This is a genomic window from Wolbachia endosymbiont of Drosophila tsacasi, assembly GCF_028982115.1.
Lineage (GTDB): Bacteria > Pseudomonadota > Alphaproteobacteria > Rickettsiales > Anaplasmataceae > Wolbachia > Wolbachia pipientis_B.
The window spans coordinates 19771-43539 of the sequence record NZ_JAPQLJ010000047.1; the positions used below are offsets into that span (position 1 = coordinate 19771).

The 23769-nt window shown below is 34.5% G+C and carries 20 protein-coding genes and 2 pseudogenes; 11 read left to right on the forward strand and 11 right to left on the reverse strand.

What is annotated here, in order from left to right; genetic code table 11:
• Positions 1-92 precede the first annotated feature (92 nt).
• Entirely contained in the window at positions 93-827 is a 735-nt protein-coding gene (gene fabG, locus OZD70_RS03600) for a 3-oxoacyl-[acyl-carrier-protein] reductase (RefSeq protein WP_275020964.1), read from the reverse strand.
• Positions 828-1093: 266 nt separating this feature from the next.
• Here fabG and OZD70_RS03605 point away from each other — a divergent pair, with 266 nt between their 5' ends.
• Positions 1094-2614, forward strand: a complete 1521-nt coding sequence (locus OZD70_RS03605) for an HlyD family type I secretion periplasmic adaptor subunit (RefSeq protein WP_275020966.1) — start codon at positions 1094-1096, stop codon at positions 2612-2614.
• Between the two features lie 52 nt (positions 2615-2666).
• Here OZD70_RS03605 and OZD70_RS03610 read toward each other — a convergent pair.
• From OZD70_RS03610 to OZD70_RS06000, 3 genes and pseudogenes are all read right to left on the reverse strand, one after another.
• Positions 2667-3555: pseudogene (locus tag OZD70_RS03610) on the reverse strand (HaeIII family restriction endonuclease).
• A 227-nt stretch (positions 3556-3782) separates the two neighbouring features.
• Positions 3783-4424 carry a DNA adenine methylase gene (locus OZD70_RS03615; RefSeq protein ID WP_275020969.1) on the reverse strand — a complete coding sequence of 214 codons (642 nt, stop codon included), beginning with the start codon at positions 4422-4424 and terminating at the stop codon, positions 3783-3785.
• Positions 4425-4486: 62 nt separating this feature from the next.
• Positions 4487-4657, reverse strand: a pseudogene (locus OZD70_RS06000) (transposase); the annotation flags it as partial.
• An 855-nt stretch (positions 4658-5512) separates the two neighbouring features.
• Here OZD70_RS06000 and coxB point away from each other — a divergent pair.
• The 5 genes from coxB to OZD70_RS03640 all read left to right on the forward strand — a co-directional run bounded on the left by coxB (position 5513) and on the right by OZD70_RS03640 (position 12452).
• Positions 5513-6277 carry a cytochrome c oxidase subunit II gene (gene coxB / locus OZD70_RS03620; protein ID WP_182182743.1) on the forward strand — a complete coding sequence of 255 codons (765 nt, stop codon included), beginning with the start codon at positions 5513-5515 and terminating at the stop codon, positions 6275-6277.
• A 15-nt stretch (positions 6278-6292) separates the two neighbouring features.
• Positions 6293-7843 (forward strand): cytochrome c oxidase subunit I, encoded by a 1551-nt coding sequence (ctaD, locus tag OZD70_RS03625; RefSeq protein WP_275020971.1) that lies wholly within the window; start codon positions 6293-6295, stop codon positions 7841-7843.
• A 1-nt stretch (position 7844) separates the two neighbouring features.
• Complete coding sequence (locus OZD70_RS03630; RefSeq protein ID WP_182182740.1) at positions 7845-8732, forward strand: heme o synthase; 888 nt, start codon at positions 7845-7847, stop codon at positions 8730-8732.
• 176 nt (positions 8733-8908) lie between these two features.
• The gene (gene rnhA / locus OZD70_RS03635; RefSeq protein ID WP_275020972.1) at positions 8909-9346 is read left to right on the forward strand and encodes a ribonuclease HI; all 438 of its coding nucleotides are present in this window, start codon (positions 8909-8911) and stop codon (positions 9344-9346) included.
• Positions 9339-12452 carry a YhdP family protein gene (locus OZD70_RS03640; protein ID WP_275020973.1) on the forward strand — a complete coding sequence of 1038 codons (3114 nt, stop codon included), beginning with the start codon at positions 9339-9341 and terminating at the stop codon, positions 12450-12452. The genes rnhA and OZD70_RS03640 overlap by 8 nt, the downstream gene beginning before the upstream one ends.
• A gap of 133 nt (positions 12453-12585) precedes the next feature.
• Here the strand turns inward: OZD70_RS03640 and OZD70_RS03645 are convergent, their stop codons facing one another.
• From OZD70_RS03645 to gap, 4 genes are all read right to left on the reverse strand, one after another.
• Complete coding sequence (locus tag OZD70_RS03645; protein ID WP_275020974.1) at positions 12586-13290, reverse strand: hypothetical protein; 705 nt, start codon at positions 13288-13290, stop codon at positions 12586-12588.
• Positions 13291-13306: 16 nt separating this feature from the next.
• A complete protein-coding gene (locus tag OZD70_RS03650; protein WP_275020976.1) occupies positions 13307-14017 on the reverse strand; it encodes a hypothetical protein in 711 nt (236 codons plus the stop codon).
• Positions 14018-14385: 368 nt separating this feature from the next.
• The gene (tatC, locus tag OZD70_RS03655) at positions 14386-15144 is read right to left on the reverse strand and encodes a twin-arginine translocase subunit TatC (RefSeq protein ID WP_275020978.1); all 759 of its coding nucleotides are present in this window, start codon (positions 15142-15144) and stop codon (positions 14386-14388) included.
• Complete coding sequence (gene gap / locus OZD70_RS03660) at positions 15141-16127, reverse strand: type I glyceraldehyde-3-phosphate dehydrogenase (RefSeq protein WP_275020980.1); 987 nt, start codon at positions 16125-16127, stop codon at positions 15141-15143. Before gap ends, tatC begins: the two co-directional genes overlap by 4 nt.
• Before the next feature lie 908 nt (positions 16128-17035).
• On the opposite strand from gap, the gene OZD70_RS03665 reads away from it, so the two are divergent.
• Positions 17036-17569: an HK97 family phage prohead protease gene (locus tag OZD70_RS03665; RefSeq protein ID WP_182182730.1), complete on the forward strand. Its 534-nt coding sequence runs from the start codon at positions 17036-17038 to the stop codon at positions 17567-17569.
• Positions 17570-17704: 135 nt separating this feature from the next.
• Positions 17705-19297 (forward strand): coiled-coil domain-containing protein, encoded by a 1593-nt coding sequence (locus OZD70_RS03670; RefSeq protein ID WP_275020982.1) that lies wholly within the window; start codon positions 17705-17707, stop codon positions 19295-19297.
• Here OZD70_RS03670 and OZD70_RS03675 read toward each other — a convergent pair.
• From OZD70_RS03675 to OZD70_RS03685, 3 genes are all read right to left on the reverse strand, one after another.
• The gene (locus OZD70_RS03675; protein WP_275020983.1) at positions 19294-20466 is read right to left on the reverse strand and encodes a CCA tRNA nucleotidyltransferase; all 1173 of its coding nucleotides are present in this window, start codon (positions 20464-20466) and stop codon (positions 19294-19296) included. The genes OZD70_RS03670 and OZD70_RS03675 overlap by 4 nt on opposite strands.
• Before the next feature lie 81 nt (positions 20467-20547).
• Entirely contained in the window at positions 20548-20793 is a 246-nt protein-coding gene (locus tag OZD70_RS03680) for a hypothetical protein (RefSeq protein ID WP_275020985.1), read from the reverse strand.
• A gap of 8 nt (positions 20794-20801) precedes the next feature.
• The gene (locus OZD70_RS03685; RefSeq protein ID WP_275020987.1) at positions 20802-21398 is read right to left on the reverse strand and encodes an OTU domain-containing protein; all 597 of its coding nucleotides are present in this window, start codon (positions 21396-21398) and stop codon (positions 20802-20804) included.
• Positions 21399-21516: 118 nt separating this feature from the next.
• On the opposite strand from OZD70_RS03685, the gene ychF reads away from it, so the two are divergent.
• From ychF to OZD70_RS03700, 3 genes are all read left to right on the forward strand, one after another.
• Positions 21517-22611, forward strand: a complete 1095-nt coding sequence (ychF, locus tag OZD70_RS03690) for a redox-regulated ATPase YchF (RefSeq protein WP_275020988.1) — start codon at positions 21517-21519, stop codon at positions 22609-22611.
• Positions 22612-22676: 65 nt separating this feature from the next.
• Entirely contained in the window at positions 22677-22907 is a 231-nt protein-coding gene (locus OZD70_RS03695) for a hypothetical protein (protein ID WP_275020106.1), read from the forward strand.
• A gap of 14 nt (positions 22908-22921) precedes the next feature.
• Positions 22922-23769, forward strand: an 848-nt coding sequence (locus OZD70_RS03700) for an IS110 family RNA-guided transposase (RefSeq protein ID WP_275020111.1), incomplete at its 3' end; no start/stop codon positions are given.

A 23769-nucleotide genomic window follows, 5' to 3' on the forward strand; every position in this document is an offset into this window, starting at 1 on the left:
CTTGCCTTTAAATAATAAATTAACGCAAACGCAAACCTACACATATTTTTATTTTAAAGTAAAAATTATAATTTGTCCATACATAAGTGTTGCTACATAAATAACCCACCATTAATGTTAAGCACATGCCCTGTTATATATTTTGCTTCATCACTTGCTAAAAACAAGACCCCTGCTGCTATTTCTTCCCCTGTTCCCATTCTTTTCATTGGAATATTATCTAATATTTTTCCCTTTTGTCCTTCACTTAAAACTTCAGTCATTTTAGTATCTATAAACCCAGGAGCAATACAATTTACTGTTATATTACGACTTGCAACTTCTTTTGCTATAGATTTGCTCATAGCTATTATTCCAGCTTTAGACGCTGCATAATTTGCTTGCCCGGCGTTTCCTGTCAGCCCTATTATTGAGGAAATATTTATAATTCTTCCCCAATTATTCTTAATTAGTCTATTACATGCTTCTCTACTCAGCTTAAATGTAGAACTCAAGTTAATATCAATTACTTTTTGCCATGCTTCATCTGTCATCCTCAATAATAAACTGTCTCGCGTAATGCCCGCATTGCATACAAGCCCGTCAAAGCCTTCCATCAACTCACTTGCTCTATTTACTAGTTGATTTACTTCCTCAGCGTTTGATAAGTCACAAGGGAGTATATGCATATTTTTTTCATATTGTTTAGCAACTTCTTCGAGCATTTCTTTTTTTGTGCCAGAAATACATAAAGTTGCTCCGGCTTTGTGCATAATTTTTACAATTGCTTGCCCTATTCCGCCTGATGCGCCAGTAATCAGGAACTTTCTGCTTTCCAATTTAAACATAATAACTTTATATTATCTTAATTTCTAACAGAATATTGACTGTTTGGCAATAGATTTCTTACATAATATAAGTAATTCAGATATTCACAAAATAAAGGAAAAGTTATAATAAAGTTAAACGTCAAAAAATTTTAAAAACATAGTTGATGCAGGAATTGTTACTAAATAGTTTATTCTGGTGCTCTGCAGTCTAAATGGAATGCCTAAATTATAGATTCTTTGTTTTTGTGTGTTATCTTGAGTTAACACAAATTCACAGTAGTATTATGATAAGTAAGTTGAAAAAGCTTAGCGCTGGATTTTCTTTGACAGGCCTGATTGGCCATAGTGATAATATAAATATGCAAGGAGCAAGAAATAAAAAGAAGAAGTATCCAAAATTTTTGGATAAGACGTTTGCATTGATTGATGTAGTGATAAATTTTATTTTAAAACGCGAAAGTAATAACGTAAATGAAGTTCTGAGAGTAACATGGGGACCACTATTTTTTGGTCTGGTAGTAATACTCATCTTTTTTGGGATAGGTGGTATTTGGTCGGCTATAGCTCCAATTGACGGTGCGGTGCATGCAAGTGGAGAAGTTATTGTATCTTCAAATAGGAAAATAGTTCAACACTTGGGCGGAGGAATAATAAGCAAAATTTTAGTCAAAGAGAGCCAAGCAGTTAAAAAAGATGAGCCTCTAGTTTTGTTGAGTGACGTTAACGAGAAGGCGAATTTAAGTATTATCAAAGAGAAGCTCTTATCATTTTTAGCAACAGAAGCAAGGCTTGTTGCAATCAGAGGAGATTTAGACACGCTCGAGTTTCCTGATGAGGTTAAAAAATTATCTCACGATGAACTTGTAAATAAAGCGATAAAGAATCAAGTAAAGTTGTTCAACTCTCAGAGAAAGAGCATATTGGGAAAAACAGACATACTGCAACAACGTATAAAGCAGTTAAATGATGAATTAGCGGGGCTAAACTTTCAACTAAATGCAGCTCATAAGCAATACGACTTGATAACTGAGGAGTTGGAAACAAAAAGACAATTACTTGATAGTGGCCATATAAGCAAACCACACATTTTAGCTTTAGAAAAACAGTTTGCTGAAATTGAAGGCAGAGTTGGACATTGCCGTTCTGCAATATCTCAAGTGCAGCAAAAAATTGGAGAGAACGAATTAGAAATTATAAACGTGAGAAATGATTCTCAAGAAAGGGCAAACGCTGAACTTAAGGAAGTTAGTACGTCTATTGCAGACTTGAAAGAGAGGCTGATGGTTGCTGAAGATTCATTAGCACGTACAATAATTAAATCGCCTCAAGATGGGATAGTCACAGATATAAGATACCATACTGAAGGTGGTGTTATACAATCTGGAGTTCCAATCATGAGCGTAGTGCCATCGGATGATGACTTAATAATAGATGCTAAAATTCAAACTAGAAACATAGAAGAGGTACTGTCAGCACAAAAGAAAGATAGCAACATAGTCTCTATTGATGGGCTAGAAGGGCTAAAGGTTAAAGTCCGGCTGAGTGCTTATAGTGCACGTCGTTTAAGTTTAATTAGTGGTATAGTAAGCCATATTTCTCCTGATGCTCTTGATGATTCAAGACTAGGGCGTTATTATTCAGTGCGTGTAGTGATACCAAAGTCAGAGCTTGCTCAATTTAAAAATGTATACCTATACCCTGGTATGCCAGCAGAAGTGTACATAGTTACTCAATCCCGTACTCTTTTATCATTCTTGTTTACGCCTATAATTGCAACAGTCGATAGGTCTTTTATAGAAAGGTAGCTCACTCGTTAAAGTAGTAGTGAAAGTGCCGTAATAAAATTTAGGTATATAGTTAGACAATATCAATAACATGTAGCCCTACACTACTTGCAATCCCTATAAATTGAATATCGAATTTTAAAGAAGGCTCTGTTTTGCTACTTGCATTATGAAGCCTAAAAGAAATAGTCCATCCACCCTCAAACATTACTTCTATTGTACTTGACGAGCCAGACTTTCTTTCTATTACTCTTATTCTTTCAGGTATTTTCTATTTTGAACCGTATTCTAATGTGCCGCCAATATTGACGGACTGCAAAGAGACTGTTTTTCTTTTACATGCTGTTTTTAACATAATCTTATAAAAATCATGACGCCCAAGTAAATATCTGAAAAATTTTTCAACAAATACACCTCTAAAACTTTCACATAGCCGTTTAAGCTCATCCTCAAACGCTGTTAAAACCGGCAAATAAATTCTTGTTTCTTTTCCTTGAATATCTCTAAATAGCATATTCTGAGCACGCATTTCTCTTAATTGTATAAATACAGGCTTTAAAATATTTTTCGCCACATGGATGATCTGTCCATTCTTTACCAAAATCAATTTTATCTGAAAGTCGAGAATGTTTTATTGCAGCATGATTGTATTTAGCTGAAATTCCAATTTGACCTTTAGGGATTTCAATCACAATATCTCGAACATCACCCTGTATTCCAACACCGTCATCTTGAAGCAAAATAGAACGTGCATTTGTTACTCTAGCATCATGCGCTTGCAAAAACGTTGCTGCCTCACTGGAGGCTTTTTCTAATATATATTGATGTAAATCTTCTAAACTTCTATAGCAATTTTTAGCTACCTCAAAAGAAGAATTTTCTTGAATCTTTGCTTTTGTTATTTGATAAAACGCTATAGCTAATGTATACTCAAACGCCTTTCCGTTTATGTTTTGCTTCATGCTATCTTCCTATAGTCTTTGCTCAAGATTAAAACCTCATTTGATTTTTTAGAGTTACCCATCCCATAAGTCCACTTGGGTGTAATAATACGATACCCTGTATACATATCCCGTATTTCTTCGCAATCATTGTACGACAAAATCCATCCATCACGAGTCGCTAAAAGTTTGGCAAGTCCTTTATGATCAAAATCTGTGTGTTGATCACCTCTTTTTCCATATAGTTTTTAATCAATTAGATAGGGAGAATCACAATATAAAAAATCATTTGCGTGTTTAGGAATACTTTTTTTAAAGTCAGCTGAATTCACAGTAAGATTTTTAATTGAGAACTTTGCCAATCTTTCTATTGAACTTGGTGTAAAACGTGGGTGTCCTGGGGACATACCGCCCGACAATGTTGTACCGCTGAAAGATGAGCGACTTAATGCAAAAAATGCTGCAGCAATTTTAACTCTATCTTTCAAGGTGAAAAATGTTTTTTGTAAGTTATAAGACATGATGGATGTCATATTTTGATACTTCCGCACCACTTCTGCAAGGTAAGAAGCATCTTTTAAAAGCACCTGCCAAAATCTTACTAATGGCTCAAAGGCGTCATAACCATAAACTTTTGTTCCTATGCTGGCTAACGCTAACTCTATTGATCCTCCGCCTATAGAAGGAGAGCAAAGCGTAGGTAACCCTTTTGGAATATATTCATTAATGATTTGGGAAACAGCACGACTCTTACCGCCAGGATAACGAAGAGGAGACTTTACAGGCAAAACAACTTTATTTGTTTCTTTTTCTTTATTTGGTTTTTTCCCTACACTAGCAAGCATTAATTCGTTAAAAGAAGCATTTATTTTAACTTTCTTTTCATTCATATAGTTGGCTCAAAATATGTGGTCCTTTTCCGAACTTTGGACCATATGTGTTAAAACATTTATTAAAGTCCATGTAAACGTATTATGCCGGTTGAAAATTCATCTACATAGCGATTTAAATATTTAACACTGAAGTGATGAAATGTACCATGCTTTAGAACAACCCAAAAACTTTCAACTCCATCAGTGCTTGCTTGTTGTTTAACATATTTACCGGCAGAATGCCTAGCACTTTCATAAGCTAAACCTAATAATCTCCATAATCATTGTCGATTCCTATTTCTCCTAGAAACATAACATTTTCAATTGTCCATGATTCCCTAACTCTTTGCAACATACACCATGCCGTCTTCTGAGTTATGTGTTAAAAACTACTTGTCTAATTATGCATATAAATTCCAAAATTTTCTAGGTTCTGTGGGCAAAAATGTAATAGGAGAGAAGATGAACATATTTATAAAACGTCCATAATTGAATATTTTTTTTGTCAAATCAGGAATTTTAGCGTATTTTGCCTTGTTTTGGCGAAAGACCTTCATGAAACTTTGCCCATTTGGCTTCTCTAAAGATTTCGTTTACAGAATCTAGTAACTTAGCTATGCAGAATGAAAAAAGTTTGTATGGTATACAAATATAGTGTGTTTTTTATAATTATTTTCTATAATGCATAAACTTTTGGCCCAAGCTGTAATGCTACCATAGGCATTAAAAGTTAATTAACAAACTGTAATGTATAATAAAATAAAGGAACTTGTAAGATTTTGATCTTGCAAATTATAAACTTGTCATAAAGTTTAATAGTGTCTGTTACTGCTTTTAGGTGTGAAGCTAGAGGGTTATTAGCAGTAACAGACACTATTAAACTTATTATAGAATTCACTTAAAGTAAATACTTAATTTAAAATATTATAATATTTTTACTTACAATAGATTTATGTAAATGCTTTTTTACTCAAATTAGTATTGTACTATTATACTTGTTGAATGCTAAAAAATTATTAACCATCACTAATCTCTATTTGCATAGTAAGTTTATATATACTATTATACAGTATATCATTTAGTTTTATAGCAAACAAACAAAAGATATGGTGAAGTTATTTGCACTATTGATAATATTTTACTCAAATATATCTGTTGCCTCTGCTCCTACTTCCTGGCAATTTGGATTTCCTGCTCCTGCAACTGAAGTAATGGAGGCTGTAGTTAGGTCACATTCGTTTGTAATGGTTGTGATGGTTGCAATAATGCTTTTTGTGTGGGCGCTGCTTGCTTATGTAGTATTTCGCTTTCGCAAAAGCAAAGTGGCAAACGTAAGCCAAACTAACCACAATGTCCTTTTAGAAATTGTTTGGTTTGTTATACCAACGATTATTGTTGGTATATTAGCCTTTGAAAACGCTAAATTACTGAAGCTACAGGAAGAAATACCGAAAGCTGATATAACACTGAAAGTTATTGGCCATCAATGGTATTGGAGTTACCAATATCCAGAATATCAAGGTGTGTCATTTGATAGTTATATTAAGGGAAAAGAAGACTTTATCGAAGGAGATTTAAAGCTATTCTCTGTTGATAACAACATCGTTTTACCCATTAATACTAACGTTCGTTTACAAGTTACAGCAGGAGACGTGATACACAGCTGGGGAGTACCGGCTTTCGGTGTAAAAATTGATGCGATACCAGGTAGGCTGAATGAGGCGTGGTTTAATATCAAAAAGTCTGGTGTTTATTACGGGCAATGCTATGAATTGTGTGGTCAAGGCCATGGATTTATGCCAATTGTTGTTGAAGCAGTAAGCAAAGAAGATTTTAATAAGTGGATTGAAAATAGAAAATTAGTGAGTTAAATTTGGAGTATAGATATGAGTGACGTACCAAAGGGCATAAAGCGTTGGTTGTTTTCCACTAATCATAAAGACATAGGGACACTGTACATTATTTTTTCCATATTAGCTGGAGTTATTGGTGGATTATTATCGGTGATTATTCGCACTCAGCTAATGCACATTAATATACTTAACAATAATTATCAATTATATAACGTAATGGTTACAGGGCATGCGTTGATAATGGTGTTTTTTATGATAATGCCAGCCCTCATGGGAGGATTTGGTAACTGGTTTGTACCTCTCATGATTGGCGCACCAGATATGGCATTTCCTCGTATGAATAATTTAAGTTTTTGGTTATTAGTGTCATCTTTTATTTTGCTCATTCTCTCAGTGTTTATTGGTGAAGGTCCAGGTACAGGTTGGACTTTATATCCACCTTTATCACAGGTAATGTCCCATCCAAGTGCAGGAGTTGACGTGGCTATACTTGCACTTCATGTTGCTGGTATGTCGTCAATTGTTGGGGCGATCAACTTTATAGTTACTATATTTAACATGCGCGCAAAAGGCATGTCATTAACTAAGATGCCACTGTTTGTTTGGTCTGTCCTGCTAACAGCATTTATGTTGATTGTTGCTTTACCAGTGCTTGCCGGTGCTATAACTATGCTTCTTACTGATCGCAATGTTGGTACTTCCTTTTTTGATCCTGCCGGTGGCGGAGATCCTGTGTTATTTCAACATCTATTTTGGTTTTTTGGTCATCCAGAAGTTTACGTAATTATTTTTCCTGCATTCGGCATCATAAGTCAGGTTGTATCAACTTTTTCTCACAGACCTGTATTTGGTTACATAGGGATGGTTTATGCAATGATAGGTATAGCAGTATTTGGCTTTATGGTTTGGGCTCATCATATGTTCACTGTTGGGCTTAGTGCTGACGCTGCTGCATTTTTTAGCACTACCACAATTTTTATCGGTGTTATAACTGGTGTAAAAGTCTTTAGCTGGATTGCAACTATGTGGGGTGGAGCAATTGAGTTTAAGATCCCTATGCTATTTGCACTAGGTTTTATTTTCATGTTTGTTGGCGGTGGCATAACGGGAATAATTCTTTCTCATGGTGGAATAGATAAGCTTCTGCATGATACCTACTATGTTGTTGCTCACTTCCATTATGTCATGTCACTTGCTGCATTATTTGGAGCTTTTGCTGGCTTTTATTATTGGATTGGTAAAATGTCGGGTAAACAATATAATGAGCGCTTAGGTCAAATCCACTTTTGGCTTACTTTTATTAGTACCAATATCACTTTTTTACCTCAACATTTCTTAGGATTAGCTGGCATGCCAAGGCGTATACCTGATTATCCTGATGCGTTTATCCCTTGGAATTATATATCCTCAATTGGCTCATATATGTCCTTTGTTTCAGTTATGTTTTTTGTGTTTATAGTTATACATCTCTTTAAATGGGGCAAAAAAGCTGGAGATAATCCTTGGGAAGGTGACACCTTGGAATGGACGGTATCTTCACCACCACCTTTTCATACTTTCGAAAAGCCACCAGTGGTAAAATAGAATGTACACAAGTGTTTCGCTAAATGTTGAATCAACAATACTGGATTTTTGGCGTTTGCTGAAGCCAAGGATAATGTATCTTGTGGTATTTACTGCAGCTGCTGGTATGGTTACTGCACCAGGTAGTATGCACCCTTTTCTAGCACTAATATCTCTTATATGTGTTGCTCTTGGCTCAGGATCTGCAGGTGCTATAAATATGTGGTATGACAGAGACATAGATCTACTCATGAAAAGGACAAAAAACCGCCCTATACCCTCAGGCAGAGTTCTTGCAGAAAGTGCGCTTGAATTTGGTATAACTCTTGGAATATTGTCAGTATTTATCATGGCAATAGCAGTAAACTATATTTCTGCTGCTTTGCTTGCAGTTAGCATATTATTTTACGTTTTCGTATATACAATTTGGCTAAAAAGGCGTACTCCGCAGAATATCGTTATCGGTGGTACAGCGGGTGCTTTTCCTCCAATGATTGGCTGGGCAGTTGTGACTAATTCTGTCAGTTGGGAAAGTTTCATTTTATTTTTAGTAATTTTTATGTGGACTCCACCACACTTTTGGGCCCTATCTTTAAATAAGTCTGAAGACTATGCAAGTGCATCGATTCCAATGTTCAATATTGTTTATGGTCCGGAAAAAACAAGAAAATATATATTAATTTATAGTGTGTTGCTGGTATTAACCAGCTTGCTTCCAGCTCTATTTTTGAAAAAGGCTTTACTTTATCTAAGCATAGCAATTTTTGCAGGTTGCATCTTTATTTGGTACGCTATATCAATTCTCAGATTCAAGAACCACAACTCACAGAAACAAATGTTTTCTTATTCAATTTCTTATCTATTTTTCCTATTCGCCAGTATTATTTTTTGTTCTATTGATTTATTTTAGTTATGAAAGAACGGCAGAAGCATAAAAACTATTTTTTACTTTTCCTTTTGGTAATGCTCGTTGTCACACTTTTTTTTGTTTCTATAATAAAATTTAAAGGTGCAGCTTAAACTATCTTTAGAAATTGTGCTTTCATAGAAGCAACTATATACTTTATTAATTCATTACAGTTAAAGATGAGCAAAAAGGAAGTGATAATATACACGGATGGGGCGTGTTCTGGTAATCCTGGAGCGGGAGGATGGGCAGCTATCATATTATTTCAAGATTATAGAAAAGACATTTATGGTAGAGAAGAAAATACCACAAACAATAAAATGGAGTTAACAGCGGTGATCAATGGGCTGAAAGCGTTAAAATTTTCTTGTAATATTAATTTATATACGGATAGTGTTTATATTAAGCATGGCATAACAGAGTGGATAAATAAGTGGAAAGTGAATGGCTGGAAAACAAGTAATAAAAAATCAGTAAAAAATATGGAATTGTGGAAAGAGCTAGACAACGTTGCTTCACAACACGAAATTGATTGGAAGTGGGTTAAAGCACACAGTGGCAATAAATATAATGAGGAGGCTGATAGTTTAGCAAGAAAAGCAATAATCGATGCTTAAAAAAATTATTATATTATTTTCCGTAGTTTTATTGTTCATATTGTGCTTCTTTATTTTTTTAAAGCCTTTAGAAATCAATATTAATTATATTAATTTTTATGTTAAACATAAAATATCAAAAATATTTGTTGGCTCAAGCGTTAATATGGAGAATACCTCAGTTGTTTGGCAGAAAGATGGCAAAAATCCGTATTTAGTCATTACAGATTTGGCAATAGCAAACCCTAATTTTACTATAAAAGTTCCTGAGCTTTTTGTACATTTTAAGTTAAGTTCCTTATTTAAAGCTAGTACAAATCTCTCTCAGGTTTCAGCTGATAATGTGCATGTATGTATCAAGAGAGAAGAAACTAATGCTAATCCGCAAAACTCATTAGACCTTTTGGATAATCATTATTTAAGTGATAACCACCTTCCTTCGGTGTCATTCCAGCGCGTGACGCTGGAATCTAGAAAAAAAGAAACCTGGATCTCAGTGTCAAGCACTGGGATGACAAGGACGAGTGCTGGGATAACAGGGAAGAATTTCAAGATGACAGAAAGCAGTGCAAAAAATCTATTAAAAACAATAAGGGAATTTTTTTTTGACTTAAATGCGGATTCAAAAATTGAATTTACTAACATCGCTATTGATAAAAGCACAGAAGATGAATTTTTTATTGATAAATTATATATAGGGAAGGGGGAAGATTTTAATGTTTTAGATATTCATGTGAATACAAAAGATGGAAAGGGATTTTTGGATGATTTATCAATTACAATAAAAAATCGCAACAACTTGCTAAATGTATACGGGACATTTTATAATCTAAAATTGGGACTATTGAGCGAGTTTTCTACATTAGTTAAAAGCTACAATTTGGACAAAAATATAGGATTCAAAGGAAGCTTCTCAGTAAAAATTAATAAAAAGGATGAAATTGTAGATGGAAATATATACGTATTGAATACAGAAAATTATTTGAACAAAAATTTGGCCTTAACTAATGTAAATATAAATTTAACATATAGTGATGGAATTATTAGTGTAAAAAACTTCCATTTTAAGTTAAATGACACGTATCTCTCTTTAATAGGCAAGATGAACTTTAGTACAAGTCATGCTTTGCTTAGAATTAATATTAGCAAGTTTGCTGCAAAGGATTTATGTACTTATGTATCAGATGGTGTAGTGAATAGTAAATCTAAAAGCTGGTATTGTGATAATATTAATGGGGATGTTTCAAATACCATTGTAAGTTTCAATGGCAAAATTAACAATTTGGTTAATGACGATCTGTCAGACATTGTAATTGTTGCTGATATAGAAAATGGTAGCGTAAAATTTGATGAAGATTTTGAGCAAGTAAAGGAACTAAAGGGTGATTTGATTATCAAGAATAACGATCTTAAGATTACTGTAAATAGCGCTAAGTTTCAGAATTTCACTATTAATGGTGGTGATATTGAAATGAAATCTCTCAATAAGGAAAATTCAGTTCTAACCATTAATGGCCAAGCTGTAAGTGATGCGTATGGTTTATATGAGCCTATAAGATTTAAGCTGGATGATGTGGTGAAGATTGAAAGGGATAAAGTAAGTGGAATGGCAAAATCTGTATTTAATTTTCGCATTTTTAATCTAAATGCTGATGACAACAAAGTAGACTTCTCAGCAAATTTTCATTCTGAAATTGACAATTTGGCCGTCTATAATGCAAGTCTTGGTAAATATGACATTAAGCTTAGTTTTGGCAGTGACTTTATAGATTTAAATGGTAGTGGTATGGTGAATAACACACAGCTATTATTTGACCTGAAAAGTAGCAATAGGAATGAAAGTTTCGCCTGGAATTTGACCGGAGATTTACCTGCTCAAATACTTGATTTTGATGAAAATATAGGTGGCTATGTCAATACAAATATAGAATCGGTGATAAATCAAGATAAGACGGGACATGTTAATAGTAATATGGATTTATCAGAGCTTGAATCACATTCAAGTTATTTTGGGTGGAAAAATCGTTTTGAAGATCACAATAAAGTTTTGTTCTCTGTAAAATTAAAAGGTGCCGATGAATTGTTAATAGACAGATTAGATGTTATAGGAAATGACCTAGATATAAAATTCAGCGGAAGAGTAGGAAATGGAAATTTATATTTAAATTCTAGTAGTTTTAAATTGCCTGATAATGATTTTAGTATAGAAATTGAATCAAGTAAGGAAAAAAATGCCATAACTATTTATGGTGAGAAAATCAATTTGAGTGATATTTTAGGCTTGCTTGGCAAAAACAATAATGGATTAAACAAAGATATAGAAATTAGTATGAATGTTGACAATGTAATTATGAAAGAAGGCATCGTTATCAAAAATGCTAAGCTGAATGTAACCTGTACTAAAGGTAATTGCAATGGAAGTCAATTTACAGGACAGTTTCTAGAAGATAGCAGCAACATACTAGCGGAATACAGTGGAATAGGGCTCGAAATATATGCGGATAATGCAGGTATACTTTCGCGTTCCTTAGGCGTTAGTAAATCATTCAAAAATGGTAAACTTTCTCTTTATCTATCTCTTCAAAGAGAAAATGAAGAACATTATGGCATGTTATCTATTAGTAATTTTTATATCAAAGATGCTCCACTACTCACTACTTTATTATCGATGTCTTCGCTTCCTGGTATTGTAAATGCTATAAAGGATGAAGGTGTATACTTTTATAAATGCAATGTACCTTTCTCATACAAAGATGGCTCTGTTGAAGTTGAAGAATCTTGGCTTGAAGGGGCGGAATTAGGCATTAGCACTAGCGGTAAGCTCGACATTAGAAATTATAAATTCCAAGTTGAAGGACAGGTAATACCAGCATATTCAATTAATAAATCTTTGTTAAAAATTCCTATAATTGGAAAACTTCTTACTGGCGGGAAAAGTAGGGGAATCGTTTCAATAGACTATAAAGCAAGTGGTGATGACAAAAACAGTAGTGTATCCGTTAACCCTATCTCTTCGCTAACTCCAAGCCTATTAAAGAGGTTATTGGGAGTGTTTGATCGCATTATGACAAAAACTAACATCAGTGGCTTAAAAGGTGGTGTGAAAAAGAAATTTGGTTCGATATGACCAAAAATGCAAGAATTTCAGAATGATCCACCTAATTTTTTATCTAATTATTTAAGTAATACCACTCCCTTTAACCTCTCTATATTTGCTGAACAACTAAAAAGGGTAGGGGAGTGGTTGTAAATTAGCTATATTACATTAGCCCATCAGATGAGTTGTAATGATTATAATTGTCTGATAAGTGGTCTCTAACATCGTGACCTAACTCATTAGCATCAAGCTTAAACAAAGAAAGATTGTCATCAGATTTTTCCTCTTTAGACCCAAATAACCATGAAAAGAATGATGAGATAGAATCAATAACGGATTTAATTGCTGAAAAAATATTGGATAAGAAATTACTAGGTTGCTGAGTATCCTCTTCGGCTGATTCTGGTTCAGGCTCTTTTCCTGCTGTGTCATCCACATCTTGTTCAGGCTTACTTCTGCTTATGAGTGTCTTATCTAACCATTTTGATATATTCTTGTCTGGATTACGAAAAAACATTCGACTTATTTCCTTATTTTCATCAAAGTAAATCGATAAAGCTGTATTCTCATTTCCCAATCCATCACATTCACTAACGAGCGATTCATAAGAGTTCTTAATGTCTTTGATAATTTGAAACCTTTCTTCTTCTGAAAGGTCCTTGCGGTATATACTAGCAGTTGTACCTTTGTATTTAAAACTAAACATCCATCCATTGTCTTTATATTCGTCTAGTCCAGAATTCTTGACACGTTGTATAATTTGAAATTTTTCTTCTTCTGAAAGGCCCTTGCGGTATATACTAGCAGTTGTACCTTTGTATTTAAAACTAAATATCCATCCATGGTTTTTATATTCATCTACACCCATCTGCTTGCAAATAGCTTTATAATTTTTTTTCTTCTACCTCAAGTCCAATTGCATTTGCCATCAGCTGATTATTTGTATCGTCTAACTCCTTTGCTTTTGCTTCAGAAAGCTTCTTTTGAAATACATGACCAAATTCATGGGCTAAAACGTTGTCCGTATAAGCGTCTTTATAGAGCAATACGCTTTTTCCGTTCGTCATCCCACCAGAAATATTGAGCGAAGATTGACTCCATGAAAACCCAGGAACCAAAGTGCCATAGCTCCTATAATCATCTTCATTATTAAAAATATAGGTATGCACAGTAACTTGAATATTACTAGCAATACAAAACTTTGCTTTATATGCTTCATAAGCATTTTTAATATCGAGCTTCATTTGCTCCTGCTCTTGTTGCGATACATTGTCATAATGTATTACGCAATTCAACTTTCCGTGTTCAAAATTAAATTGATTAGGCAGTACATCTTGTAATCTTACGTATTTTGTATTCTCACCAAAGTTTTTTGATTGTGCAGTTTTATATAAATTATTATAGTATGTAATAGAGTTTTCGTTAGGCAACTTAGGTATCTGTGCGATCGTTCTTCCATAGTTATCGTAGAAAGAAATGTCAGAATTACCAATCCTAAAATCCCTTATAGATTGTCCACAAGTGCCATCGTTTGCACAATCGTGATTACTTAGGTAAGTCTTCTTATCAGACCATGCGTTGGTGTATTCTCCCATTTGATACCTCACTACCAAACCTTACTATATTATTATCTTGGTAGAAGTTATAATAATTCGTTAACTTGTAAAGTGCCAATTGTGAGGCTAATGAACTTTATTTGTTTGAAATTTTGCTAAAATAGCTCTTTTTATACTATGTTTATATAGCTAAACTGACTTGCGACAATTTGAAAAACCGTCATTCCGCTACTTGTTAGCGGCTGAGAGATACCGCGGCGGTATGACGTAGGAAAACCTTTCTTGGGTTAGCTATAGTTTGCTATATTATGTGATTTTATTTTTAGCGTTGCTTCTTATGTTATGTAATTTTATTTTCCATAATGTATATTATGTAATTTTCTTGGAATGACAGCTATAATGGCTTTTTATTTATCAGAATTTTTTGCTTTCCTCTCAATATACCTACATATCAAAATGGACAATTCATATAGCATTAGCATTGGTATTGCAAGCCCTACTTGGCTTAACACATCAGGTGGAGTTAAGATTGCAGCGATAATAAAAATTACTACTATCGCGATTCTGCGTTTATTTGACAAATTTTGTGTAGTGAGTAACCCTACTCTCACCATCAATGTGAGTATGACTGGAATTTGAAATGCAGTGCCAAATGCAAACATAAATTGGAGAACAAGGTCTAAATATTCGCTAACTGACGGCATAAACTCTATCGGTATATCGAAGGATTTACCACTGTGTTCGAAATTGATAAAAAACTTCCAGGCTAAAGGAAATATATAGTAATAGACTACAGCGGCTCCCGTTACAAATAAAACAGGTGTTGCAATCAAATATGGTAACAACACTGCCCTTTCACTTTTATATAGCCCAGGTGCTAAAAACATATAGAATTGCCATGCAAATACAGGGAAAGAAAATAAAAGTGCACTCATTACCGCAACTTTAAGATACACAAAAAACGCTTCTGTTAAGTCTGTGTAAATTAAAGAAAAATCATCGCTATCTTTTGTGACTTCTATCAAAGGTGCAAGTAAAAAACGGTATATACTTTCTTTAAAGTAGTAGCAAAAACCAAAAGCAATGAGAAAAAACAGGAAGCAAAAGATAACTCTTTTTCTGAGTTCTGCAAAGTGCTCATAAAATGAAGCGTATTTTCCATTCATGCTCTACTCCAGCACAATAGTGCTATATCTAACATTCTCAGTGAAAAAGCCCACTCATTGTCATACCATGCTGCAACCCTGCATATATCACCTGTAACATACGTACCCGTTAAATCCACAATTGCACTATAAGGGTTATGCACAAAATCTATTGAAACTAAAGGCTCTGTGCATATAGAAAATACGGAAGAGTCTTGATTTTTAAACATTTCATTTATTGCTTCAGCCGTTGCTTTCTTATCAGCTATAAATTTAAAATCAACCATAGAAACATTGCTAACTGGAACTCTGATAGCAGTGCCATCTAGCTTTCCCTTTAATTCAGGAATTACAGAACCGATTGTTTTTGCTGCCCCGGTTGTAGTTGGTACCATAGATAATCCGCAAGCTCTTGCTCTACGCAAATCTTTATGATTACCATCAAGGATATTTTGATCATTCGTATAGGCATGTATAGTAGTCATAAAACCGCTTTTTATACCTAGATTAGAGTGTAGGACTTTCACAATCGGAGCAAGGCAATTTGTAGTGCAAGAACCTGCTGATATTACTTTATGCTCTTTTTTGAGCATATCATTATTCACACCATAAACTATAGTTACATCAGCATCTGGAACTGGAGCAGAGACAATCACTTTCTCTGCATTGTGCCTTGTTGCTTCTTCATGCTTGTTAAATGCACCAGTACATTCAAGTATTACATCAACATTCCAAGGAATATTTTCAGGGCTCCGTTCTCTATATAAAGAAAACTTTTTGCCATTTATAGATAGCCAATTTTGAGACTCTTTAAAGTCAATATCACCACTGAATTTGCCATGAACAGAATCATATTTAATCAAATGTGCATGCTGCTTTGCACTGAGCGATCCATTCACAGCTACAACTTCTATTTGTTTGCTATATTCTTCTATTTCGAAAATAGCACGCAATATGCCTCTGCCTATTCTACCCAGACCATTAATTCCTACACGAATCGTCATCTCTTCATTCAAAAAAATTTGATTATAGAGGATATCGCTTGATATTTCATTCTATTCTTTTGCTTTTCTATCGATATGAACATTATAGCAAGGAGACAGGGCTAAAAACTTACTTGACAAACCCCGCCAGCCCCCTTATCATGAAAGTGAAGCTATTCAGTTATCTTCATCTGTGCAGATTAAACAGCAAGAAAACAACGTAGTTGGCATCTTATTTTTAATTTTTTGCACTATGTGCACCTTATGTCTTCACAACATTTCTGGGTTTTTACCTATATAAGCTGAAACGCGCTTATAAGTCGTTTAAGACAGTATAGTACGCCAATTTGCAGGATTAGAGAGTGACAACTAGCTAACACGGGGTTTCTTTTGCCTTTTTTTCTGCTTAGTAAATTTCTTAAATATTAAAGCTAAGGTTAGTTGCATTTAAAAGCAGCTAAATTGCAGTGTTTAAGACTTAAAAAACGCCAATACTGAAAATAGACAATGACTAGGGCTTCTTTTGCCTTTTTTTTCGTTTGGTAAATTTCTTAAATATTTATAGCTAAAAGAGCCCAAGAGAGGTGTTATTCCAGTGCTTGGCACTGGAATCCAGCCTTTATTATGCAGCCACTTGGTTGAAATTACGTCTTCTGGATCCCAGTGTCAAGCACTTGGATGACAGGAAAAGAAGGCTACTTGGATGACACCTTGACGATTTGAAAAATCATCATACCGCTACGAGTTAGCGGCTAAGAGATACCGCGGCGGTATGACGTAGAATTTTATAACCCAGTGTCCAATCTGGATTCCAGTTAGCGTTTTCAGTAACTAAGAAAAGTGCTTCCCCTTTTTAGAGAACTGCATATAATAGATTTGACATTGCAGTGCATTGTGCAAACAAAATTTCCAATACTACAGGAGGCTTTATGAATAAGAAATTTCTCTATTCACCATTGTCAATAAAAAGCATAGGAGAAAACGGTGTATTTTCTGGTTATGCTAGCGTTTTTAATATAGTTGATAAACAAAATGACCTGATCTTACCCGGAGCATTTAAGGAAAATTTAAACAGAAATAAAATAAAATTCCTTTGGCAGCACAATCTAGGTGAACCTATAGGTAATATTATAGATATTTGCGAAAATGATGTTGGCCTGTATATAACCGCACACTTACTTTTGGGCATCCAAAAAGCAGAGGAAGCGTACTTAATGCTCAAAACTGGAGTAATCAATGGACTTTCCATCGGCTATATACCTATAAAATATGACATTGATCATGAAAGCGGGGCAAGAATATTAAAACAAGTAGAATTATGGGAAGTCAGTTTAGTCACTTTTCCTGCAAACTTAGCTGCTCAGGTAATCAATGTGAAAAATCAGAACAATGAACAGGAAATATTAGCAAGAGCGATAGAAAAAGCAAATGCTGTACTTGCAGACATGTACATTTCTGCTTAAAGTGCATTAGGCGGGCAAAGACTTTACCATAATTTGATACCTGCGTTAGTATTTATTTAACATTTATACTAATATATATAACTTTATTACTATTAAAATTTTCTGTAAATTAAAGTTAAAAAATAAGGTAATTTTATGCTAAATATTAATGATAAAGTTAATTATAAAATTAATATTAAACGAAAGGAAAAAAAATACAGCTGGTCTACTGTATTTGCTTGGTTATATCTAAAAACGATTGGACGAATATTCCCCAAGAGATGGAACAGATGGGCAGAAAATATTTTGTACTACGATAAAACTACTGCAAACAATGAAGTTCAAACTGATGCTTTTAAGACAATAGATGGAAGTGTTCAAGTTGACTTAAAACCTGAAGTTGTAGAGAAAGAGAGCCAAAGTGTAGTGATAAACAAAGATGGAGGGGTTCAGACTGATGGAGTAGCATTGATAACAGAGGAAGATGATGAAGCATTAAAAGAACAGCTGGAGGGCATAAGTCAGGAATTAGAACTTGAACGTTTACAAAATGCTTCCTTAAAAGGAGAAAATAGAGAATTACGATCTGCAATTGAAGGACTTGAAAAGAGTTATAAGGGACTTACAGAAGATGCAGGCGAAGGAAACGAAATTGAAGCTACTAGGAAAGATAATGAAAGTCTGCAAGCACAAATAATAGAACTTAAGAGTAGGTTAAAGGACAAGGAGGATAAATTAATTGAATTGAATCAACAATGGCAAGCTAGTAAATTAGTGGCTTTACTTAAATCACGGACTGATAAATTGCGGCAGGCTAAAAACAAAAATACTGAATTAGAAAATAAAGTCAGTGACTTAGGTCATGAAAACGAAGCTCTACGATTAAGTGTGAATACATTGACTGCTCAATTGGGTGAAATGGAGAACTTGGGGAAGCAATTACAAAGTGTTCAAGAATCTAAACAACAATTGGAGATTGATTTAGAAGGTCAATTGAAAGCTGACACTAAGAAACTACAGGAAGCAAAAGAAGGTCAATTGGCTAAAAAGGTAGGTGCAGTGAGTACAGTATCTACTGCAAAATCAACTACTGAATCAACTCTTTCAAAATTACAAAACTTGCCCAATAAGTTTTCTAGGGATAAGGGTCTCAATAACTTTTTATCTGGGAAAAACGAGGAGTTAAAAAAAGGTTTTCCTGAATTTAAAGAAAAACACTTTTGCTATAACGTGCTTAATGAAACTATAAAGTCTCTATCAAATCAAGATGATGGCAAATTTGAAAGCAGTAAGCTGCTTGAATTATTAGAAAGTAATTTGAAACAATCCGCAAGGGAGATCATAGAAGCCAAGGTTAAAGAAGTTGTCAATAAACATTGGAACATTGGAAAAAATGTAGGTAAAGAACTACAAGATGACACGTTAAAAACCAAGTTGTCACTTCCTGTTAGAAAATGCGTAAAAGAATTCAAACAAAAAGAAGGGGTAAATAAGATTGTAAACTCTATCTTGCACAGCTTTAATAGCGAAAATAATAATAATAATAACTCAGGAAATTTACTTAAAAAAAATGTTGTGAAAGAGCTAGTAGAAGCTAGAATGAGATTTTTTTTAGATAAGATTCAAGAGTTAAAACTGACATCAAGCATAAGAGATAAATTTTTATCAAAAGAATACACACCTAATTCCTCGATGGGTCATGCTAATACTGTAAGCGTACATTTATTGAATGCTCAGGGAGTAGACTAAAGTAGACCCTTACCATAAAGCACCAGCTCCTCTTTTGTTAAAGTGTAGGAGCTGTCTTCCCAATGTTGTTTTAGCAACTCCAAGCTCCTACCTAAACTTTTTCCTGGCTGGTGACCTATACTTATTAAATCATCGCCAGATAAAGGAAATTTTGGAATATTGAATGTGTTAGCAAACGAAATGTATTTATCAATATTTTCTCCAGACTCAACACCACAAATTTTCACTAAATCACAATATAATTCTCTACTAAACAAAGATATGTATTTTTTTTGCTCTTTTTCTGAGAGTTCTATTTTGATATTGTTGGATAGTAAAAACGACAGCTTTTTCTTTTGCTTGTTCGAAAGACGTAGAAACTTGCTTACATATTCTCCAAGACTTAGCCTGTCATTTTTGGTGGTCCTAAGGAGTAACGCTAATTTTACTAGCGCATCAATGCCGAAAAGAAGTGACGAAGACAGAATTTCGCATTTTACTTCTTTTGGGATAATCTTTTGCAAAACATTAGATTCTTGCATGCTCTTAAGTGTTGGAAAAGGATCATTGCACTCCAGCAATTTAAGTATTTCATCTCTTATTCTCTCTCCAGAGAGGTTTTGGATCATATGCGAATGCTTTTTGCATACGCTTAGTATTTCATCACTCAAATCTCCGATACATATTTTTGCATGAAAACGAAATGCTCTTAAAATACGTAGATAGTCTTCTTTAATTCTATCTTCAGCGTTGCCTATAAAGTTTAACCTTCGCGCCTTTAAGTCCTCTATACCACCAAAGTAATCATATATATGGCCATGCTTATCTGCATATAGAGCGTTAAATGTAAAGTCACGCCTTGAAGCATCTGTTTGCCAATTATTAGTAAATTCTACTTTCGCATGCCTGCCATCACATTTCACATCATGTCTTAGTGTTGTAATTTCAAAAGACCTCTGATTTAAGATTGCAGTGATAGTTCCATGTTTTAAGCCAGTTGGAATAGTTTTTATATTACGGAGTTTTAACGCTTTAATTGCTTGATCAGGCAGAAGATTGGTAGCGAGGTCAATGTCGCGAACGTCACGCTGCAAAATTGAGTCTCTCACACACCCGCCGACAAGCCTAGCCTCACCACCAAATTCCTCTATGGCATCGATAATTAAACTAGTCTCATGGTCAACTTGCATTTAGTTAGTATATGCTGCAGTTCATATTATATGAAATGCAAGCAAAAAGCCCTATATAAAAATATACAGGGCTATGAAAATTTATTCTACAAGTATTTGTTGTGGATGAAATGGTTGTTCTGCCATCGATTCCGTACCACATCTTGAACTTAGTAAACTTGAAGGGTTTTGCTCTTCAGAACGCCCTATGTGCTGCTTTATATCACTAACGCACTGTTCTACAACATCACAAATTTTTCCATCAGCATTTTCTGCCAATAACTCATCAAATCTCTTCTCAACCTCTGCTCTCTCAGAGATATCCTTTGAAAGGTTACAATATTCCAAGATCTCGTCTATTTGAAGTTTTTTTGCTCTTGTTTTGCTAAACTTTTTTTCCTATCAAGCAATGGCTCGAAATGAGCATGGCCTTTGTTTATTACATGCAAAACACTACTGTCGTCATAATCAACTTCACCTGTACTTTTTGAACCTGAATCATCTATTAATTGATGCAAAGACAGATCTTGGTTATCAACAGTCTGGTTCTCTATAACATGCAATTTTACATCATACTTCTCACAAAGTATTCTGCCTTCAACTTCAGGACCGCCCCATCTATCGTTACGCATAATGTTTGCTGTATAATCATCTATAGTTTCACTATGGTGCTGGCCATCATTATCGTAACTGTTAGCAATAGAATGTACAAACCATTCTGGCGGATTGTTTTGTGCAAATTCCTTGCAGTTTTCTCGTAACTGCTCGACAGTAACTTCTATCCCCTTTTGTTGCTCTAAACTTTGTCTAAACGAGTCAAAAAAACAGCTTCCATTACCAATTGCTTGTCCTATATGGAAATTGTCAGGGTAAGAATTACTATTTAAAGAAGTTACTTCACTCTTAACATCATGAAAATCACTTAGTAGCTTCCGTTTCCTAGATTCAAACATAACTTTTACCTTAATTTAAGCTATATGTTACTATACCAACAAAATTGTTAATAAGCGACTAATTAAGTATAGCAGAAATTTTTAAATTATGCAATAATTATGGCTTTAAATAGCAAATATGAGCTTTAACTGTGGTATAGTTGGGTTACCAAACATAGGAAAATCAACCTTATTTAATGCACTTACAGAGTCAAGTGTAGCTGAAGCTGCGAACTACCCTTTTTGTACAATCGAGCCAAATATAGGCAGGATTTCGATAAAAGATCAGCGCTTGAAACAAATCGCAGCAATTGCCGGTTCAGAGAAGACAATCTATAACCAATTAGAAGTTGTGGATATTGCAGGCCTGGTAAAGGGTGCGAGCAAAGGTGAAGGGCTCGGTAATAAATTTTTAAGCCATATCAGAGAAGTTGATGCCATCGTTCATCTGCTCAGGTGCTTTACGGATGACGATATCAGCTATGTACACAGTAAAATAGATCCAATATCAGATGCTGAAGTAGTGGAAATGGAATTAATCCTAGCTGATATTGATAGCATAGAAAAAAGGCTTTCTCAATTGGAAAAGAAAGCAAAGCAAGGTGATAAAGAGCTAAAGAGACAACTTGAATTAATGCAAGAGGTATTAGCTACTTTAAAATTAGGTAAATCTGCAAGAAGTTTGGAGAATATCGATGGAGATGAGATGAAGTTGCTTCAATTGCTGACAACAAAGCCCGTTATGTACGTTTGCAATGTTGAAGATACAAATGTTATAACTGGCAATGAATTATCTAAAAAGGTAGAGAGAATGGCGGAGGAAAATAAAAGCAAATTTTATTGCATTTCAGCAAAACTTGAAGCAGATATTGCAAATCTTGATAGTGAAGAGGAAAAACAGAGTTTCTTGTCAGAATTTGGCTTACAAGAATCAGGTCTTGATGGAGTAGCGCATATTATGTATGAAGTGCTGAGTATGATAACTTTCTTTACTGTGGGCCCCAAAGAAGCACGGGCATGGCCAGTAAAAATAGGATCAACAGCTGACAAAGCAGCAGGTGTAATTCACACTGATTTTGAAAAAGGCTTTATAAAAGCAGAGACAATAAGCTTTGCAGACTATATAAAATATGGAAGTGAATCAGCTTGCAAAGACGCAGGAAAAATTCGCTTTGAAGGCAGAGATTATATCGTGCAAGATGGCGATATAATGCACTTTAGGTTTAATGTGTAGCTTTGGGAGAAGAAACTCCTCCTTCTACAGTGTATTCGTTTAGGAGCATCGAACAAGGAAAAATCTTGTTAAACCTGAAAGAAACTATTTTATCCAGTGCTATAACAATTTTTAAATATAATTTATTAAGAAGTATTTTTGCAGTTATAACCGGAACGCTCAATGGTGCTAGAGTGCCCGTTTGGGAGCATGGTTTTGGAGGAACGGTTAAACCACTGATGGAGTCTATTACAACTACCTCGATTAGAAGATTGTATAATCTAACCGTCCCAAGCTTAAATACTTCTTCATTATAAGTTATAGGAGGTCAATTACAATGACAAAAAGTAAATTAGAGGTAATGAATCCTGATGCAGCAGGGATAGATGTTGGTTCGGCTGTACATTATGTATGTATACCCGAGAGAAGAGATGAGCAACGTGTTCAAAAATTTGGCTGCTTCACTGAAGACCTTCATAATTTAGCAAGGTGGTTAAAAAAGTGTAAAGTTACAACCGTAGCGATGGAATCAACTGGTGTATATTGGATTCCTTTGTTTCAAATACTGGAATCTTACGGTTTTGAAGTTAAGTTGGTAAATGCGCGACATGTAAAAAATGTACCTGGGAGAAAGTCAGATGTTCAGGACTGTCAGTGGTTACAACAACTACATAGTTATGGATTACTCCAAGGGTCATTTAGGCCAGATAGCCAGATGTGTGTATTGCGTAGTTACGTGCGACAACGTAAGAACCTCACTGAAAGTGCATCTACACATGTTCTGCGTATGCAGAAGGCATTAATTCAAATGAATATACAACTGCATAGAGTTATAAGAGATATAACAGAAGTAACTGGTATGAAAATTATCAAGGCTATAATTAAAGGCGAAAGAGATTCTGGGAAATTGGCTCAATTCAGGGATGCACGAATAAAAAATGATCAGTCTACTATAGCAAAAGCGTTAGCTGGCGATTATAGAGAGGAACATGTATTCACGCTAAAGCAAGAATTTGAACTATATAATATTTATCAAGAAAAAATAGCAGAATGTGATAGAAATATTGAGGTCTATTACAAAACGTTTGAAACAAAATCTAACGAAAGTAAACAGTTGAGTAAGGAAAAGAATAAGCACAGAAAAAGTAAGCCTGACTTTGCTTTGCACGAGGAACTGCA

Excerpts from the sequence above, each read along its gene's own strand:
- OZD70_RS03640 (WP_275020973.1), top strand. The coding sequence starts at position 9,339 with ATGCTTAAAAAAATTATTATATTATTTTCCGTAGTTTTATTGTTCATA.
- rnhA (WP_275020972.1), top strand. The coding sequence starts at position 8,909 with ATGAGCAAAAAGGAAGTGATAATATACACGGATGGGGCGTGTTCTGGT.
- OZD70_RS03665 (WP_182182730.1), top strand. The coding sequence starts at position 17,036 with ATGAATAAGAAATTTCTCTATTCACCATTGTCAATAAAAAGCATAGGA.
- ctaD (WP_275020971.1), top strand. The coding sequence starts at position 6,293 with ATGAGTGACGTACCAAAGGGCATAAAGCGTTGGTTGTTTTCCACTAAT.
- OZD70_RS03685 (WP_275020987.1), bottom strand. The coding sequence starts at position 21,398 with ATGTTTGAATCTAGGAAACGGAAGCTACTAAGTGATTTTCATGATGTT.
- OZD70_RS03615 (WP_275020969.1), bottom strand. The coding sequence starts at position 4,424 with ATGAATGAAAAGAAAGTTAAAATAAATGCTTCTTTTAACGAATTAATG.
- OZD70_RS03650 (WP_275020976.1), bottom strand. The coding sequence starts at position 14,017 with ATGGGAGAATACACCAACGCATGGTCTGATAAGAAGACTTACCTAAGT.
- OZD70_RS03605 (WP_275020966.1), top strand. The coding sequence starts at position 1,094 with ATGATAAGTAAGTTGAAAAAGCTTAGCGCTGGATTTTCTTTGACAGGC.
- coxB (WP_182182743.1), top strand. The coding sequence starts at position 5,513 with ATGGTGAAGTTATTTGCACTATTGATAATATTTTACTCAAATATATCT.
- OZD70_RS03645 (WP_275020974.1), bottom strand. The coding sequence starts at position 13,290 with ATGGGTGTAGATGAATATAAAAACCATGGATGGATATTTAGTTTTAAA.
- fabG (WP_275020964.1), bottom strand. The coding sequence starts at position 827 with ATGTTTAAATTGGAAAGCAGAAAGTTCCTGATTACTGGCGCATCAGGC.
- gap (WP_275020980.1), bottom strand. The coding sequence starts at position 16,127 with ATGACGATTCGTGTAGGAATTAATGGTCTGGGTAGAATAGGCAGAGGC.
- ychF (WP_275020988.1), top strand. The coding sequence starts at position 21,517 with ATGAGCTTTAACTGTGGTATAGTTGGGTTACCAAACATAGGAAAATCA.
- tatC (WP_275020978.1), bottom strand. The coding sequence starts at position 15,144 with ATGAATGGAAAATACGCTTCATTTTATGAGCACTTTGCAGAACTCAGA.
- OZD70_RS03630 (WP_182182740.1), top strand. The coding sequence starts at position 7,845 with ATGTACACAAGTGTTTCGCTAAATGTTGAATCAACAATACTGGATTTT.
- OZD70_RS03675 (WP_275020983.1), bottom strand. The coding sequence starts at position 20,466 with ATGCAAGTTGACCATGAGACTAGTTTAATTATCGATGCCATAGAGGAA.
- OZD70_RS03670 (WP_275020982.1), top strand. The coding sequence starts at position 17,705 with ATGCTAAATATTAATGATAAAGTTAATTATAAAATTAATATTAAACGA.